We start from the raw sequence: 17,411 nt of genomic DNA on the forward strand, positions 1-17,411 counted from the left end.
ATCCTGTGCCCGACTGGACATCGGCCGGCAGCGAGGCTGATGCCCGCTGCCGGCCAACGATATCGACCAGTCTTGTATCGCTCGTCTTACTGGAGTTCGAAGCGAATTCCGCCGCGGAAGGTCCGTCCGAGGAGGCTGCTGTAGGTGCTGTCGGCGGCGAGGCCGCTTTCGGGCACGATGACCGGACCCGCATTGGCCAGGTTGGTTACATTCAGGAAGACCTGCATGTTTCCGAGATTATTGTAGTGGAGCTTGTAGGTGAAGTTCATGTCGAAATAGAAGGTGCCCTTGACGCGATTGTAGTCGATCGTCGGGAAGTAGGCGTTGTAGGCGGGGCAGCTGGTGGTGCACGTCACGTAGCTGTTCGAGTAGTTGCCGGCACTGATTCCGCGTGCGACGGCGGTTACGTTGAAGCGGGACGTGTCGTACGAGGCCGAGAAACGATAGATCCATTTCGGCGGGCCGGAGGTGATGTCACCCGCCGTATCGATGGCAGGGCTGAGGCCGGAATCGGCGACGTAGCTGAGATAGTTGCTCGCCTGACCGTGCAGCGTGAAGATTCCGTCGGCCTTGTGGAAAATACGACGGAGCGGAACCTGGTAGGTCGCATCGATGTCAATGCCGCTGGTCGTGATCTGGCTGAAGTTGAAGGGGATGGCACTGAAGAGCAGATCGCGCTGTCCCGAGGGGTCCGGGCGGAAAGCGGAGCAGAAGCTCTGATTGCCCTGGTAGCACTGATCGATGATATCCTGCGAGTAGAACTGCTGGATGGCGTCTTTCAGCCGGGTGTGGAACCAGTCTACCGAGATGGAAAGACCAGGCACGAAGCGCGGCGTAATGACCGAGCCGACCACCGTGGAATCCGCCTTTTCAGGCTTGAGCTGGCTGTTGCCCGTCGTCGTTTCCAGGACGGTGTCGGTGTTTCCGGTCCAGGGGTCAAGAACGGAGGTCGTGCGCGAGGTTCCGGCCTGGTAGAGCTCGTTGATGTTCGGAGCGCGAATATCGCGCGATTGGGTGGCACGGAACAGGATGTCCTGAACGGGCTGCCAGACGGCGCCCACTTTCCATGTCGTGACGTAGCCGGACGTGGAGTAGTCGGTGCCGCGGACCGCGCCATTGAAGGAAAGCCCCTTGGCAAGAGGAACGTTCGTTTCGAGGTAGGCTTCCTTGACATTGTAGCCGCCGAAGGTCGGCAGGAAGTTTCCGACTGACCAGCCCGTCTGATATTGCGTCGGCACATAGCCGGACACTCTTTCATCCCGGTATTCGCCGCCGACGGCGACGTTCACATCGCCGGCCCAGGTGGCGAAGGGCGTCATGGACAGGTTTACGCCCGAAACGATTTCCTCGAATTTCTCATCGCGCCAGGGGTTGCCCAGCGCATAGTCGATGGACGACTGCGACATCACACCGGTGCCCAGCCAGTCGATCGGCGAGCAGCCATTGCCCGGATCGGTCAGCGTCGAACGGCATACGACCGTGCCGGCCGGTATGCCTGCCGCATTCCCTGCAGGCGCACGGACGGCGTCGGTCGCGTTCGCGATCTTGGAGGTGTTCATGACGTTGTAGATCTGTTCGTGCGTGCGGGTGGCGCTGTACTGGGCATAGGCGCTCCAGGAGGCGCGCTTGCCGAACATGGTGAAATTGCCTTCGCCGCCGAACGTGTAGCGCTGCACGTTCCGCCTGTTGTCGGTCCTGCGATAGGGCATGTCATGGGCCGTCGTGCCCAATGTCGCGGTCGAGACACCCTGGAGCGCGTTCGCACCCAACGCATCCATCAGATAGGCATTGTCACCATTCAGCTTGATGGAGGTGAGATATTGCGGACCGGCGTTATAGATATACTCGCTCTCGTTGTAGGCGCCTTCCCCATACAATGTCATCCACGGGGCCACGTCGTAGCTGAGGCGGCCATAGAGATTCTTCCGGTCGCTGCCGGGGGACAGGCCGATGTTGCGACCATTGTCCGCGAGGGCATAATCGCCGCCGAGCGATGTGGTGGAGGTCGAGAACGAGCCGTAATCATAGTGATTGACGCTGCCGCCCTGTCCGAAATAGGTGCCCCTCAGTGAGTTGGCGACCGTTCCGGTCGACGCGTTGATGATGCCGCCCGGCAGAGCATTGTTGGTTCCGGCGGGCCCCCGCACGATATAGTAGGGCTGGCCGTTTCCTGCCTTATAGGCGGGGTTGGCCATGATCCGGTTGTTGTTCTCGTTCCACGAGCGGGTCACGCTGTAGATGCCATCCTGGTGGGCATAGTCACCGCTCAGCAGCACATGCCCCTTGTCGTGGGCAAAGCCGAAACCGCCCGCGATCGAGGTCGAGTAATTGGTCCCGTCGCCGTAGGTCGAGACGCCCGAATCGGCGTTGACCTTCAGGCCGGTATAGGTCTTGTCGAGCACGAAATTGGTTACGCCCGCGACGGCGTCGGAGCCATATTGCGCGGATGCGCCGCCCGTCACGACGTCCACCCGCTTCACGAGCTGCTGCGGAAGCGTGTTGATATCGACGATGCCCGTGATGGCGGACGGCGCGGTGCGCCGGCCGTCGAGCAGGACGAGCGAGCGGACCGCGCCGAGGTTTCTCAGGTTGAGGGCATTGATGCCCGCCGTCCCGCCGCTGAGCGCCAGGCGGGAGTTCTGCGGCGTCGTGCTGCCCGCGAACTGGGGAAGCTCGTTGACGAGATCCGCGAGATTGTTGGTCGGCGACTGGTTCAGGATGTCGCTCAGCGTCAGGGTGCTGACGGGTGTCGGGGTCTTGGCATGCGCGTTGGCAATCCGGCTTCCGGTCACTGTGATCACTTCATCGTTCGCCGATTTTCCCGATATGGGCGCTTTGGATGAAGTATTCGCGTTTCCGCTTTTCCTGGTCCTGGTGTCTTTGTTCTCCGTATCCGACACGGGCGCGGCAGAGGCCGTGTTGAGGGAAATAACGGCTGCTCCGACGAGAAGTGATAGTTTACGTAGACGTCGAGTGACGATCATAAAAATATCTCCCACACGCGCACAGCGACCGCGTACCATTTCATTGTGATTTCATATCAAATGTAAATTCGGGGATAGATTATGTCGATATCGAAATTACATGCACTCAATAACCCTGGGTTAAGGGCCTGACCAAAAATGCGGGCTGGCGAGCGAGAGCGGCCCGAAGGGGCCGCGCCCGCCGGGCCGCGCACTTATGCCGATCGCGTGGCCGACGAACCGTGGCTCAACGGCACCGCGCCGGAGCCGCAGCCGGCCGACCTTGCACGCGGACTGGCCTTGTATCGCCGGGTCATGGTGATGCTGGCCACCCTCATGGCCCTCATCATCCTTCTGAACGGCTTACCATGATGCACGATCAGGGCGGGCATGGCTGGACAGACCTGCCCGCCGGCCTGAAAGACTGACCCGATGGAATTCACGGCCTCCGACGTCTCAACCCTGAATCGTATCCTGCGCTGGCGCCGGGACGTTCGCCATTTTCGTCCCGACCCGATCGACGAGCCGGTCATCGCGCGACTGCGCGCGGCGATGGATCTGGCGCCATCGGTCGGCAACGCCCGCCCCTGGCGCGTCATTCGCGTCGACAGCCCCGCATTGCGTGCCGCCGTGCGCACCGACTTCAGTCGCTGTAACGCCGAAGCCGCCAGGACCTATGACGGACGGCAGCACGAGGATTATCTACGCCTGAAGCTCGCCGGGCTGGATCATGCGCCGCTGCAACTCGCGGTCTTCACCGTGTCCGATCCCGCAGAAGGCCACTCGTTGGGGCGCCGGTCCATGCCGGACACATTGAGCGCCTCGACGAACATGGCGATTCACACCCTATGGCTGGCCGCAAGAGTGGAAAATCTGGGACTAGGCATGGTGTCCATTCTCGATCCCAAGGTCATGGAGCAGATCTTCGATTGCCCTGCCGAATGGCGGTTTTCCGCCTATCTCTGTATCGGCCATTCGGAATGCGATGATGACATGCCCTTGCTGCACCGCGTCGGCTGGCAGGAGAACCACGCCCACCCATGGGAGATACGCTGAGTTTTCTATCGCGCCACCGCCAGCAGCCCGGCGACATCGCAATGGGCTTCAAGATGCTCGGCCAGTGCGTCAAGGACCGCTTCCACCCCCTCGCCATAGGCCAGCGTCGAGGGCGCGGCGCCGAGCTGGCGCAGGAATGCCCCACGAAACGCGTCATCAGCGAACATGCCGTGCAGATAGCTGCCCATGACCCGCCCGTCCGTGGACATGGCCCCTTCCGGCGCACCCGCGACATGGGCAAACGGGCGGGAACGAGCCTCGCCCGTCGTTTCCCCGATATGGATTTCATAGCCCGTCATCGGCACGCCGCTGGACGCATGGACCGCCTCCACGCCCGAGAGATGCTTGTCCGGCCGCATCGTCGTGACAAGGTCCAGCAGACCAAGGCCGGGTACGTCGCCCGCCGTGCCCTCCAGCTCCAGCGGGTCACGGATTGTTCGACCCAGCATCTGATAGCCGCCGCAGATGCCCAGCACATGGCCGCCGCGCCGCACATGAGCCCGGATATCGATATCCCACCCCTGGCCTCGCACCCAAGCGAGATCCGCAATAGTGGATTTGGTTCCCGGCAGAATGACCAGGTCGGTATCGCCGGGAACGGCTTGCCCCGGGCCGACCATGATATGCTCGATCGAGATGCGGTTTTGGGTAATCTTTACAGCAAGGCGGCGGATTTCCTGGGTCGACTAGCGGATAAGTGCCACGTTTGTGCGGTTGGCTTTTTTTAGCGCCATGACGTTCGCCCGAGACCGCACAGCGGTCATCATGGCGTAAGCCAGCATGACGAGCGAGATGTGACGGTGCCAGCCATGCCAGGATCGGGTCTCGTTGTGGTCGAGGCCGAATTCGTTCTTGGCGGTCTCGAAGCCCTCTTCAATACGCCAGCGCACGCCCTCGACGGGATTGCGCCGCGCCAGCAACCCACGGGTCCATATCCCCGTTGAGGTGTCTGAATATTCGTCGGCCTCGAGATCGGCCATGGGGCAATGCAGCCAGTCATACAGCCGCTCGCCCTTGGTGCCGCGTCCGGCGGAACAGCGGACCCAAGCCTCGTCCGGCAGGGTCTTGATGATTTCGCGCGCCTCGCCGGACCAGTGGATGTCCGGACGCCAGGAATGGAACCAGTGATTGGCGTTGACACCAAGGACGAAGCCTTTGCCCGCGGGGCGCAAAGCGTGCCCTCTGGATGAAACGTGGATCACGAACAGCCCGATCTGGCAGTTGGTGATCTTGCCGGCAGACCTGGTATATTGCCGTCCCACCCCGCACGATGCAGAACCCTTCTTGAGGAAACCGGTCTCGTCGACCACCAGCACCGCCTCCGCATTCCCCAGATGCTCGACAACATGATCGCGCACCACGTCACGCAACGCATCCGCGTCCCAGCGACCACGATCCTATCAAAGCGCGATCGGGGGATGCCGCGGACGACGAATTAACAATACCCAATCTTTCTGGGAGCCTCTTGTGTCCCTTATCCTCGCGTTCATAATCATGGCCACGTCGGAAATCAGATTGTGACCATCCCATGCCGATCGGCTGCATGACCAATGAATGGGCCGCTGCCGCTCCGGAAATCCTTTGGGTGGAGGACGATCGGCAGACCGTCGCCTATGTCACTGGATCCGCGCATCTTGCCCATATCGCGATCACTGTGGCCGAGGACGGGCAACGCGGGCGGGCACTGGCGCTGGCGGGCGGGTGGGACTGCATCATTCTGGATCGCCGCCTACCTGGCGGCGACGGTCTGGCGATCCTGGCCGACCTGCGCGCTATGGGAATGCTGGTGCCCGTCCTGGTCCTGACGACCATGGACGGTATCCAGGACCGTGTGACGGGACTGCGACGCGGGGCTGACGATTATCTTGTCAAACCGTTCTCGATCCGCGAATTGTCGGCCCGCCTGGACGTCCTGATGCGCCGGTTGCGGCCCCCGTCCCGGGCGATGCGGCTGATTTTCGCGGATATCGAGGTCGATCTTGTCGCACGCCAGGCGTACCGCGCGGGAAAAAAACTGTTCATTCAGGATCAGGAATTGAAACTCCTCGAATACTTCATGCGCCATCCGAATATTGTCCTGTCGCACGAGATGCTGTTGCAGGCCGTCTGGGACATCGATTTCCCGATCCGCACCAACCTGCTGGAATCGAATGTCAGCCGTCTTCGGGACCGGCTGGGCCGGGACGCTCCGCCCCTGATCCATACTGTACGGGGACAGGGTTACATGCTGCGAGGCCAATGACATGGATGGACGGGCAGGCGGATGGAACCCCGTCGAGGCTGTCCGTCCTGCGCAGCTCGTCCTTCCGCATCGTCGCCCTGTTTGCCGCTTGCTGCTTTATCTGCGGAATGACGGTCACCGCGCTGTCCGGCTATCGCAGCCTGCATTCGCTGACCCGGCAGATCCACGAGGCCATCGCCAATGAACGGGATGAGGCACTGTCGGGTGTATCCAGCCGTGACGTCGCGCATCTCACGTCCGCCATCCGCTCGGCGATCCGGTCCGATCCCACCGTCTATTATCTTCTGCAGGACGCGCACGGGCGGACCGTGGCCGGCAACATGCGCGACCTGCCGCGCATCGACGGCCCGCGTCATCTGTCCTGGACCTGGTTTCCGCTGCCGCCGGACGGACATCCGGTCGTTGGCCAGGGACAGGTGCTGGACGACGGCGGATATTTCTTCGTCGGCATGGACGGCGCGTCCCTGCGCTCCATGCGGCGTGACGTATGGCTCACACTGGTCTGGAGCGGCGGGGGGTTCCTCCTGATCGGCCTTGGCGGCGGCTTCGTCCTGAGCCGCCTGGTGTTGCGGCGGATCGAGACCATCAGCCAGACTGCGCGCGATATCATGCGCGGCGACATTTCGCGCCGCATCGTCCTGAACGCGACGAACGACGAATTCGAACATCTGGCCGGCAGCCTCAACGCCATGCTCGACAGGAATGAGGCGCAGATCGCCAGCATCCGCCAGGTCACGAACGATATCGCGCACGACATGCGTCGTCCGCTGGCGCGCCTGGGCGAGCAACTGGACATGGCCGCCGAGGCCACGGCGCCGCAGGACCGCGTGCGAGCGATCACGCGGTCGATGGCCTGTCTCGACGAGGCGCTGGAGATCTTCTCCACGCTGCTCAAGCTGGCGCAGATCGAGGCCGACGACAGGGCGCCTGACCCCCAGAGACTGCCGGTCGCCGATCTTCTGGCGTCTCTCGCCGGTCTCTACGGCCCGGTGGCCGAGGATCACGGACAAACGCTGGTCCTGGTCCCTCCGGAAGGCGGACTGGAACTGGACGGCAACCGCGTCCTGCTGACCCAGGTGCTGGCGAACCTGATCGAGAACGCGATCAACCATTCCCCCGCGGGAACCCGGATCACGGTCACCGCGCGGCGGGCGGCTGGGAAGGTCGTCCTGGCCGTCGCCGATACCGGCCCGGGCATTCCGGCGCATGAGCGCGAGCGTGTGTTCGGCAAGATGGTCCGTCTGGACGGCAGCCGTGCCACGCCGGGAACGGGCCTGGGGCTGAGCATGGTGCGCGCGATCGTCCGTCTTCATTGTGGTGAGATCAGGCTGCTGGACAATGCGCCGCATGGCCTGCGCTGCGAAGTGACCATGCCGGCCACCACAGGCGCGCACCGGAATGGCTGGTAAGTTAATAATACCCAACATAGATTAAGTATTGCTACACTTTGGACTGTAACCCAATCTTCATGCGCAAATATTGTAAAAAATTGTAATTGGCTGTTCGCGGATATGGTTTTGGCGGAGACCGGTAAGGCGCCGTCAGAGAGCGCCGCACTCTATATTTACCGGTTAAAAGGTGTCTTATGCAGTATTCTGCTCATCGCAAGGCGTGTCGGTACGGTAGTCTTGCCATTTCTTTGACTTTGATGGCCGGAGTTTCCATGCCGGCATCCGCGCGCGCCGGCGACGGCACCAGTCACCAGGACCCGCAGGCGAAGGGCGGCAAGGCCGGGACGCGCAAACACATGGTGGCCCGCCATGCCCACCGCACGGCCCAACCCGCCGCCGCTGCTCCAGCCACGGCCGCCGCCATCCACGACGATGCGCTGGCCCGCAATGGGGGGGCGGGCGAGAAGTTCGACGTGATCGGCGCCTTGACCGGCATTGCGGCATCGAATGCGTCCGAACGCAACGCGCCGAATGCGATCACCGTCCGCACGGCGGAAGAAATCCGCAAACTCCCTGACATCAACATGGCCGAGGCGATTTCGCGCATGTCGGGCGTCTCGCTCCAGACCGATACCGGCGAAGGGCGATTCGTCAATATTCGCGGTCTCGACGCGGATTTGAGCGGCGTCACGTTCGGCGGCGTGCGCGTGATGCCGTCGAACCAAGCTTCGGTCTTCGGCGGTGCCCGCGCGGTCGCGCTGGACGCGATTCCGGCCGGCATGGTGGCCTCGGTCGTCCTGACCAAGACGATGCGTCCGGACCAGGATGGCGAGGCCATGGGCGGTACGATCGACCTCGTGCCCCGCACGCAGGAACCCAACGGCAAGCCGTTCGTCGAATTTGACATCGGCGGCGGCGCCGAACCCCTGCGCGGCACGCCGGTGGTCAACGGCCAGATCACCGCCGGAGCCAGCTTCGGCTTCGGCGGGCATCCGGGCCCCTATGGCCAGGCCGGGTCGGGCGTGGGTGGGGGCTGGGTTTCCAACCCGCGGCCGTTTTCCATCTTCGCCACGGCCGGCATGTATAACGACCAGCGCGGCGTCGACGATGTGGAAGAGGCCTATTCCGACCAGCAATCCTTGGGCTATCCGGACAAGCTGCTCTCGACGATCGACATGCGGCGCTATCAGTATTTTCGCCGCCGCTACAATCGGGGCGGCGAACTGGATTTCGATCCGAACCGAGACAATCATTTCTTCGTCCGGTTCGCGGAATCGGGCTATCACGAAGGTTATCACCGGTACAGCCTGATCGCGAACGGCCTGGATTCAGGCGCCGGGGACGGCAATTGTCCCGCGCCCTATAATTGTCTTGCCGGTACGAACCAGGCCGGATTCGTCGCCCCGCAGGCGACCTTTCAGAAACAGGCTGTCGAACGCCTGAACACGGTCCAGAACGACATGGCGACCTGGGGCGGGCGGAACACGATCGGCCGGGTCAGGATCGACTATCATGGAGCCTGGTCGCATGGCGACGGCAATTTCCCGCTGGCCCGGACGGCGACCTTCACCGACATGTCCGGCCCGACCGCCGTCGCCTACAACAATATGGCCACTCCCAACCAACCGACGCTTGCCGCACTGGATGGCACAGGCTACGCGAACCGCGATTACAGGCTGACCAGCCTCGCGGACAATATGCAGAAAAATTCCGACAATGAATGGTCGGGCGGTGCCAACGCCCTGATCCCGCTGGACGTCCTGCGCAATCAGAGTTCGTTGAAGGTCGGCGTCCTGGTCCGTCTGCGTCGTCGCACCACGTCCCAGGATAACAGGAACTGGACCGGCGACGGCACGATCCCGCTGTCCAGCTTCGCCTACGGTCCGGACAATCTTTATTACAAGAACCAATATAATATCGGCCCGTTCGTGGACAGCGCCGGGATTTACGCCCTTGCCGGCACGCCCGCCCTGCCCCAGTCCGACCCGGCGGGCGACGCGATTTCCAGCCTGCAGGGAACGCAGCTCGACCACGAAAATGTCTATGCCGGCTATTTCCAGTATGAAGGGAACATCTCCGAGGCACTACATGTCATGGCCGGCATGCGTTTCGAGGCGACGAACGGACATTACCAGGGCGTTCTGACGACGATCGACGCCAATGGCAATACAGTGCTCTCCCCGACGACAGTCAGGCAGAATTATTTCAATTACCTGCCGGATGTCGAATTCCGTTACACCTTCATGCCGCGCCTGATCGGGCGGCTGTCCTATTCCACCGCGTTGGCGCGTCCCGGATTCAACCAGAATACCGCCTCCACGACCGTCGATGCCAGCACGGGCACCATCTCGCGCGGTAATCCCGGCCTGCCGGCCATGACGAGCGACGCCTTCGATGCATCGCTCGAATATTATACCGGCAACGGAGGGCTGATCTCCGTCGGTGCCTTCGACAAGGAAATCAGCAACTACATCATGCCGCGGCAGGATCGTTACGTGAATTACGGCGGCCTGGCCGGCATCGTGAACGTCGTCAGCTGGAAAAATATTCCTCATGCCCAGGCCTACGGTTTCGAGGCCGTCTATAACCAGAAATTCACGTTCCTGCCGAGCATCCTGAAATATACGGGGTTCGAGGGAAATTATACCTGGATCATCTCGACCGGGCAGGTCCATCCCGGTATCGACGCGCCGCTGCCATCCACCTCGAACAACAATATCAATGCGGCGCTCTATTACGAGGACCCGAAATTCAGCATCCGCGTCGGCGTCAACTATGTCTCGCGCAACCTGTTCGCGATCGGCGGTTCCCAGGCCACCGATATCTGGACGGCGGACCGCCTGCGCGTCGACATGTCGGCGTCCTATTCCATCACGAAAAACCTGGCGCTCTATGCCTCGGTCAAGAATCTGACCAATACGCCATTGAAGTTCATCGAAGGCACCAGCGACAGCCGGCCCATCCAGCGCGAGGTCTATTACGAGACCGTGCTGGGCGGCGTGCGCGGACATTTCTGAGCCGGGGCGTCGGTCGACGCGTCACGGTACGGCAGTATATCGGAAATCTGGAGAATATGACATGAAGCGTGGATTGAAATCGATCGGATGGGGCTTCGTGGCCGGCATGGTCGCGGCATGCGCCTGCGCGGCGCCGGCTGCCCGGGCCGGCGACCTGCCGGGGCCGGACGGCAATTACGACTATGCGGCATTCGATCGCGGGACGGGCCACCTGTATGTCGCGCGGGCGACCTCCGTGACGGATTACGACCTGAAGAACGGGAAGGCCGCCGTCAGCATCGGGCAGATCCAGCATGGCCATGCCGTGCTGCCCTTGAAGGGCCGCACGGATCTGCTGGTGACGAGCGGTGACGACGATACCGTTCGTTTCATCGACAGGACGGACGGACATGAAACGGGCCGCGTCGCCGTCGGCCGCAAGCCGGATGGCGCCGTCATCGACGAGCGACACGGACGGGCATTCGTGATGAACGCCAAAGGAGGCACGGTGTCGGTCATCGACCTGGCATCCAGGGAGGTCACGGCCACCGTGACGCTGAAGCCGGGGCTGGAATTCCCCGCGCTGGGCCAGGATGGGACGCTGTACGTCAATAACGAGGACGCCAACGAGATCGAGACGGTCGACACCGCCGCCATGGCGGCGGGGCCGGCCATCGCGCTGGGCGCGTGCGCCGGGCCCAGCGGCCTGGCGTACGACAAGGCATCGGACCGGCTGATCGCGGCCTGCGCCAATGGCAAGGCCGCAATCGTCTCGGCTGGGCGGAAGACGCTGGAAGGCCTGGTCGCCATCGGCGGCGGGCCCGATGCCGTCATCCTCGATGCCATGCGGCGGCGCGCCTACATCCCATGCGGCGCCAGCGGGGAATTGGACCAGATCTCGCTGGCGGGTGCCGGCGTGCCCGGGGGCGTGAAGCGCATTCCGACCGAAACGGGCGCACGCACCGGCGCCCTGGACGCCCGGACCGGCACGCTGTATCTGCCCGCCGCGCGTTTCTCGCCCCCCGCGCCCGGGCAGGCGCACGGGGCCATGATCCCAGGCAGCTTTCACGTTCTGGTCGTACGCGCCGGCTGAACGCCGCGCGCCGGCGTGCCGCGTTCAGCCGGTCGCTGGCGCCGGAACCTTGGGCGCCATACCGGCACGGCTCCCCCGCGGGGCCGCGCCGGTATATGGGGCGGCGGCTTGCAGACATGGCGCCCGTGCGGGATCAGCCAATGGCGAGCCGGGCGCCCGGGTTCAGCCGCCGGCGATCAGGTCCGCGATCATGGCTGCTTTCTCTGTACGGATATGGCCTTTTCCGCTAGCCGTTGCCGCCCAGCCGGGGTTCGCGCTCAAGGTCTTGCGGGTAGCGGCGATGACGTCGTTGCGCTGGTCCAGCCCGTTATCGCCGTGATAGGCCAGCACCAGCATCGACATCCAGTTCCGGCCGGCACCGTAGCGGGCGGCATAGAGTTGGTAGGCATTGAGAGCGCCGGCCGCGATCCACCCGTCGGTCTGCGGAAAGACATAGGATCGGACATAGGCAGTGTAGTCCTTCGTCGGCACGAAATAATCGTAGGGAACCACCATGTAGACCGCGTCCGGACCGTCATCGGCAGGGCCGCCATGGCCGACCGGATCGGAGAGCGTGCTTTCCACGGCTGTGACATTCGTCAAGTCAGTCGCGCTCAGCCCGGCGGGGGTTCTGGCATCGATCGTCCGCCAGGAGGCGAGCTGTGCATCGTTGCGTAAGTCGAGGATCAGCAATGCGTCCCAGGTGTTCGCGTCGACAAGGCGGCTGAACAGGATGCGGTAATGTGCCAGGCTGCCTTGGGCCTGCAACGCATGCAGGCGTGGTGCCAGTTGGGTGCGCAGCGTGTGCAGCAGGGCCGGTCGCCCGGCAGGAGTGCTGCGATAGGAAATGATCAGGGATTGCGTGGACTGGGACTGTACGTCGCTTTCGGCGGCATACGCCGCATCATATGTGGCTACCGTTGCCAGGGCAAGCAAGGCCGCTGCCATACGGGTGCCCCATGCGCTTCTTCTGCCGACGGGGAATGCACTACCAACCATGGAGATATCCTCTTCCAGTTCATGGCCTGTACGCGCGCGAACAGGCCATGAAAATGAGATGCCCAGAATTAAATAGTTGGTATGTCTCCGCCGGGGTTCATGAAGGTGGCGTCCGGTCGTCTCCGCCAATCCCGGGGCGGTTCACTGCCGATCCCTCGGGGCGCCGATGAGAGCCTGGAAATGCGGGCTGGCGGGCGAGAGCGGCCTGAATGGCCGGTTGCGGTCGGGGATGGCAGGTGCATGATGCTGACGCAGGTCCGGGGCGCGGCGCGGGCGCCCGTCAGGCCCGGCTTCTCGCCTCCGGCGCCGTCAGGCGTATCCAGGGATGGCGGGCGCGCAGCAGGGCGACCACGCGCTGCTTGTGGGCCGCGCGTTCGGTCACGCTGTCGGTCATGGCGGCGTCATGGACGCGATATTCGGCCAGGATTTCGGGCACATGCGCTCCGGCGATGCCCCGTTCGGCCAGGCTGCACCAGAGATCGTAATCCTCCCACCCCATGGCGTCGCGGGACACGTAATAGCCGCCGGCCGCCGCCCACGCCCATTTTGCCACCATGGCCATGGCATCGACGACATTGCCGCCGACCAGGCGCCCCGGATGCCAGGGGATATCGCCCATCACGCTGTCCGCCCGGCCGAAGCGGCGGATGATGGGATAGGCGAAGCCCGCATCCGCCTGCCGGATGGCGCCCAGCAGGCGGGCGCACGCGTCGGGCAGCAGGCGGTTGTCGGCATCGAGCTGCATGACATACGGGGTTTCGGCGGCGGCCATGCCGATATTGCGGGCGCCGCCCAGCCCGGCATTGTGGCGCGCGCGCAGCAGCAGCAGGCGGTTGAAGCGCCTGCCATGCCGGGCCATCCAGCCGCTGACCAGGGCCGTCGTATCGTCGGTCGAGGCATCGTCCACCACGATCAGGTCCAGCGGTTCGAGCGTCTGGTGGCGGACCGATTCCAGGGCCTCGATGATGTGATCGGCGTATTGGTACGCGGTGATGACGATTGTGACCGCGGCATCCTGCAACTGGTCCTGGTGCAGCAATGTCTCGCTGTCGGGGATGGTGGGCACGGCGCGCACGCGGGTGGTACCGCGTGCCAGCGCCAGCGCCAGCGCGCCGGCCTGTGCGGTGGCCTGGCCGCCTGCCAGGCCCGCGATCGTCAGGCCCAGCAGGGTGGCCTGACGCTGGGGGCCGTATTCCCACAGGACCGTATGCAGCGCGTCGCGCGCCATGCGGGCGCGCAGGGATGGATTGTCCACCAGCCGGAGCAGTGCCCCTGCCCATTCCGCGTCGCTGTCGGCCAGCAGGCCGGTGACGCCATCGCGGATTGCCGCCCGGAAGGGGGCGGTCGGCGAGGCGATGGTGCAGGTTCCGGCCAGGGCGGCCTCGAAGAATTTCAGCTCGCTCTTGGCTTCGCAGAACGGATTGCCGGTTTCCAGCGGGGCGATCGAGATGTCCAGCCGCGCCAGCTCGCCGGGCAGGGCGTCCAGCGCGACCATGTCGCGCCATTCGATCTGCGATGCGCAGGCGTGCAGGGCGGGGAATTCCTCGGTCAGCAGCAGTGGGCGGCCGCCCCCCGGTTCGCGGAACAGGACCAGTCGCACGTCCGGCCGCCGGGCCATGACCGCCAGCAGCCCCGGCAGGGCGCGGGCGAAATCGCGCTGGTGGGTGCGTGATCCGGTGGCGTAGCCGATCCGTACCAGCCCGTCGGATGGGGTGGCCGCGCGGCGGCGGGCGGCCCGGCGCGACCGCTCCAGCGTGCCCTGGTCGTGGATGTTCGGCACGATCACCGTCAGGGGCGTGTAGGGGCGCATCCGGTCGCCCAGGGTCTCGGTGGTGGCGATGGCGAGATCGCACTGGCGGAGGGTCCGCTGCATGTCGGCATACATGCGTTCGATCCGCGCCACGGGGGCGGGGCTGGTGCGGATGCCGTCGATCAGGTCGCCGCGGGCCAGTTCGGGTTCGAACACGATATCGTCGGCGTCGAAGGCCAGCAGGGCGCCGCGCGCGCGCGCCATCCGGATCAGCGTATCGACATGGCCGCTATATTCCACGCGCCACAGGACGATCAGGTCGGCCCAGAGAATGTCGTCGGGGCCGACGGCGGCGCAGTCGCGGCTTCTTGCCTCGTACCCGGCTGCGCGGCAGGCGGCTGCGTTGCGGTCGACGCGGTAGATCGTGCCGGGTGTCGCGGGCTCGCCGGAGATGAACAGGACCGTGCGGATGGGCCGGCGGGCGGGCGCTGGTTCGGGAGGCGGTGTTTCCGCCGGGATGGGCTGTGGGCGTGCCAGCCGCCGGGCCAGCCGGGCCCGGAGGGTGGGTGTGGGTGTGGGGGGTGGCGCGGAGGTGGCTGGCGTTGGACTGTCGGGAGGGGTGGGGGCCGGTGGATCGGCGGGCGGTGCATGCCGGTTCCGTTCGAGCCGCAATTCCATGGCGTCCAGCCGGGCGCGGCTGAGGGAGGCGCGGGTCTCGGCCAGTTCCGCCCGCGCATCGGCCAGGGCGCGCCGGGTTGCCCAATGCGTGCCGATGGCGGCGAAGCGGCTGGCCAGGTTGGCGGCCACGCTATCCCCCTGCGCGCGGTTCAGGGCGTCGCAGAGGCCGGCGAGCGGTGCGCCCGGCCCGGGCAAGGCTCCAGGGAATGCCCCAGGGAATGCTAATATCAGCCCATGGCCCAGCGGCATTGTGGCGCGCGGGATTTCGGCCAGCCAGCGGGACCATGCGGCATGCCGGTCGGTTGCGTTATCCAGCCCGTACAGCAGCAGCGCACCGTGCGGTGACAGAAGCGGGGCGAGATGTTCCGGTGTCTGGTCGCCGATATCCGCCGGCGGCAACGCCACCCACAGCAGGTCGCAGGTGCCGGGACGTGGATGGTCGGTGACGGCGTGGACGGTCAGCGTCAGGCGCAGGCGGTGGGCCTGTTCCGTCAGGAGCGCGTGCAGGGCGGGGCGGCCGGGGGCCAGGCCGATGCTGTGGGGGCGGGCGAGGGTGACCACCCAGGCCAGGAACGGCAGCACCATATTGATGGCGGGATCGGGGTCCAGGTCCGGCGGCGTCAGGAAATAGGGATCGAGCGCGTCGCATCCCAGCAATCCGGGCGCGTCCGGCAGCGTGTGGGCCATGGGGAGCCAATCGTCTGCATCCATCGGATTATCGTGCGTCCCTCTTGCGGTGGCCGATGATTTTTCGATCCTGCACGACAGGATGTTAATATTTTGGGAAGGTCTCCACGCTTACATGGTCCCGTCATTCCGGGCGGGCATCGTCGTGCGATGCGGTTCCGGATCGGTTTGGAATGGCTGATGACATGTCGTCGTCCGGCCAGGCAACGTCGGGGAGCGGGCTGTGGCGATTGTAACCGTGATGGGTGCCGCGGGCACCAATGTGAACGTGACGGTCGATGGCGGCGATACGCTTGCCCTGGCCAATGCCTATGCGGCGGCTCTGCGGGCAAGTGCCGCGGGCAAGAATTTTTCCACTCTGCAGAATGGCTTCAACGCCGCCGGCAGCGCCAATGCGGTCGGGATGATCACGGTCGGCGGCGCCTATGCGCTGGATGGCGCCTATGTCAACATCGTGGCGGGCGCGCTGTCGGGCGGTGCGACGGATGCCGTGCTGAAGGCGCCGGTGGCCATCGACGCGCATGCGGTCACGACCCCGGTGGATGTCATTTCCGGCACGCTGGGCGGCACGACCTTTCTGGGCGGACCGGCGGGCGGCAGCTTTCTGGCGACGGCTGGTGACAATGTCTTCATCGGCGGGACAGGTAACTTCACCATCAATATGGGCGCGGGCAACGATCTGGTCGTGACCGACGGCGGCAATGATACCGTCAATGCGGGAGGGGGTGAAAACCGGATCTTCCTCGGTGATGGCAACAACGATGTCGTCTCGATGGGGACGGATACCATTGTCGGTGCACTCGGCACCCAGTCGGTGACCATCAATGCCGGCAGTTCGCTGGTCCTGCTGGGGGCGAATGCGACCGTCGTCGACAATTCCGCCGGCAGCATCGTCTCGGTGGGCGGGGGCAGCACCGTCACCGGCGGGGCGCAGGACAAGGTTTCGTTCACCGGGTCGTCGGGCACGATCGGCGGTGGGGTCTCCGACACGATTTCCGCAGCCGGAGACCTGCAGGTCGTCCAGGGTGTCGGCAATACGATCAGCGTGACCGGCAGCCTGACCTTCCTGAACGGCACCGGCATGACGAGCGTGGTGGCCGGCCAGTCCACCATCTTCGGCGCAGCGGGCCTGAACATGACGCTGGGGGCGTCCGGCCCGACCCTGTTCGTGGCCAATGCGGGGAACGAGACGCTGGACGGCGCGCAGGCCAGCAACCCGCTGCATGCCTTTGCGGATGGCGGCAATGTGACGTTTGTCGGCGGGACAGGCAACGATACGCTGGTGGGCGGCACCGGCAGCGCGACGATGACGGGTGGCAGCGGCGACAATCTGTTCGCCTTCACCAACGGGCCCAGCAGCGGGGGTACCGATATCATTACCGATTTCGGAAGCTCGGCCGGGAATCTGGTCGCGCTGTATCAATACGGGTACCAGAACAATAACGGGTTGCAGGGGATTCTGTCCGCCGCGACCGTTGCGGGCGGCAACAGCACGATCCAGTTGAGCGACAGCACGCGGATCACGTTCGTCGGGATCACGGACCTGAAGGCCAGCGACTTTACCCTGAGCTGATCGC

At 64.5% G+C, this 17,411-nt stretch carries 11 protein-coding genes and 1 pseudogene; 7 read left to right on the top strand and 5 right to left on the bottom strand.

Annotated features, from left to right (window positions below):
- Positions 1-86: 86 nt before the first annotated feature.
- Complete coding sequence (locus tag HLH35_RS12670; protein WP_338029343.1) at positions 87-2,792, bottom strand: TonB-dependent receptor plug domain-containing protein; 2,706 nt, start codon at positions 2,790-2,792, stop codon at positions 87-89.
- Positions 2,793-3,191: 399 nt separating this feature from the next.
- Here HLH35_RS12670 and HLH35_RS12675 point away from each other — a divergent pair, with 399 nt between their 5' ends.
- Both HLH35_RS12675 and bluB read left to right on the top strand, forming a co-directional pair.
- On the top strand, positions 3,192-3,335 hold the full coding sequence (locus tag HLH35_RS12675; protein WP_182979478.1) for a hypothetical protein: 144 nt from the start codon (positions 3,192-3,194) through the stop codon (positions 3,333-3,335).
- 60 nt (positions 3,336-3,395) lie between these two features.
- Positions 3,396-4,019, top strand: a complete 624-nt coding sequence (gene bluB / locus HLH35_RS12680; RefSeq protein WP_182979479.1) for a 5,6-dimethylbenzimidazole synthase — start codon at positions 3,396-3,398, stop codon at positions 4,017-4,019.
- 5 nt (positions 4,020-4,024) lie between these two features.
- Here bluB and HLH35_RS12685 read toward each other — a convergent pair whose 3' ends face one another.
- Both HLH35_RS12685 and HLH35_RS12690 read right to left on the bottom strand, forming a co-directional pair.
- On the bottom strand, positions 4,025-4,639 hold the full coding sequence (locus HLH35_RS12685) for a cobyric acid synthase (protein ID WP_182979480.1): 615 nt from the start codon (positions 4,637-4,639) through the stop codon (positions 4,025-4,027).
- Between the two features lie 35 nt (positions 4,640-4,674).
- Positions 4,675-5,477: pseudogene (locus HLH35_RS12690) on the bottom strand (IS701 family transposase); the annotation flags it as partial.
- An 85-nt stretch (positions 5,478-5,562) separates the two neighbouring features.
- Here HLH35_RS12690 and HLH35_RS12695 point away from each other — a divergent pair.
- The 4 genes from HLH35_RS12695 (at position 5,563) to HLH35_RS12710 (ending at position 11,741) form a co-directional block, all read left to right on the top strand.
- Positions 5,563-6,261 carry a response regulator transcription factor gene (locus HLH35_RS12695; protein ID WP_182979481.1) on the top strand — a complete coding sequence of 233 codons (699 nt, stop codon included), beginning with the start codon at positions 5,563-5,565 and terminating at the stop codon, positions 6,259-6,261.
- On the top strand, positions 6,258-7,670 hold the full coding sequence (locus tag HLH35_RS12700) for a HAMP domain-containing sensor histidine kinase (RefSeq protein ID WP_246385053.1): 1,413 nt from the start codon (positions 6,258-6,260) through the stop codon (positions 7,668-7,670). Before HLH35_RS12695 ends, HLH35_RS12700 begins: the two co-directional genes overlap by 4 nt.
- A gap of 254 nt (positions 7,671-7,924) precedes the next feature.
- Positions 7,925-10,669, top strand: coding sequence for a TonB-dependent receptor (locus tag HLH35_RS12705; protein WP_182979482.1), 2,745 nt, complete (start codon positions 7,925-7,927; stop codon positions 10,667-10,669).
- 61 nt (positions 10,670-10,730) lie between these two features.
- Entirely contained in the window at positions 10,731-11,741 is a 1,011-nt protein-coding gene (locus HLH35_RS12710) for a YncE family protein (protein WP_220790663.1), read from the top strand.
- 162 nt (positions 11,742-11,903) lie between these two features.
- Here HLH35_RS12710 and HLH35_RS12715 read toward each other — a convergent pair whose 3' ends face one another.
- Together HLH35_RS12715 and HLH35_RS12720 are read right to left on the bottom strand one after the other, a co-directional pair.
- The gene (locus HLH35_RS12715; protein ID WP_182979483.1) at positions 11,904-12,719 is read right to left on the bottom strand and encodes a hypothetical protein; all 816 of its coding nucleotides are present in this window, start codon (positions 12,717-12,719) and stop codon (positions 11,904-11,906) included.
- A 280-nt stretch (positions 12,720-12,999) separates the two neighbouring features.
- A complete protein-coding gene (locus tag HLH35_RS12720) occupies positions 13,000-15,858 on the bottom strand; it encodes a glycosyltransferase (RefSeq protein ID WP_182979484.1) in 2,859 nt (952 codons plus the stop codon).
- A 199-nt stretch (positions 15,859-16,057) separates the two neighbouring features.
- On the opposite strand from HLH35_RS12720, the gene HLH35_RS12725 reads away from it, so the two are divergent.
- Entirely contained in the window at positions 16,058-17,407 is a 1,350-nt protein-coding gene (locus HLH35_RS12725) for a calcium-binding protein (protein ID WP_182979485.1), read from the top strand.
- Positions 17,408-17,411 lie beyond the last annotated feature (4 nt).

It is taken from the genome of Gluconacetobacter asukensis, from assembly GCF_014174375.1.
GTDB lineage: Bacteria > Pseudomonadota > Alphaproteobacteria > Acetobacterales > Acetobacteraceae > Gluconacetobacter > Gluconacetobacter asukensis.

Bases quoted from the DNA above. Each gene is read 5' to 3' on its own strand.
- bluB (WP_182979479.1), top strand. From the start codon at position 3,396: ATGGAATTCACGGCCTCCGACGTCTCAACCCTGAATCGTATCCTGCGC.
- HLH35_RS12685 (WP_182979480.1), bottom strand. From the start codon at position 4,639: ATGGTCGGCCCGGGGCAAGCCGTTCCCGGCGATACCGACCTGGTCATT.
- HLH35_RS12695 (WP_182979481.1), top strand. From the start codon at position 5,563: ATGACCAATGAATGGGCCGCTGCCGCTCCGGAAATCCTTTGGGTGGAG.
- HLH35_RS12700 (WP_246385053.1), top strand. From the start codon at position 6,258: ATGACATGGATGGACGGGCAGGCGGATGGAACCCCGTCGAGGCTGTCC.
- HLH35_RS12705 (WP_182979482.1), top strand. From the start codon at position 7,925: ATGCCGGCATCCGCGCGCGCCGGCGACGGCACCAGTCACCAGGACCCG.
- HLH35_RS12710 (WP_220790663.1), top strand. From the start codon at position 10,731: ATGAAGCGTGGATTGAAATCGATCGGATGGGGCTTCGTGGCCGGCATG.
- HLH35_RS12715 (WP_182979483.1), bottom strand. From the start codon at position 12,719: ATGGTTGGTAGTGCATTCCCCGTCGGCAGAAGAAGCGCATGGGGCACC.
- HLH35_RS12720 (WP_182979484.1), bottom strand. From the start codon at position 15,858: ATGGATGCAGACGATTGGCTCCCCATGGCCCACACGCTGCCGGACGCG.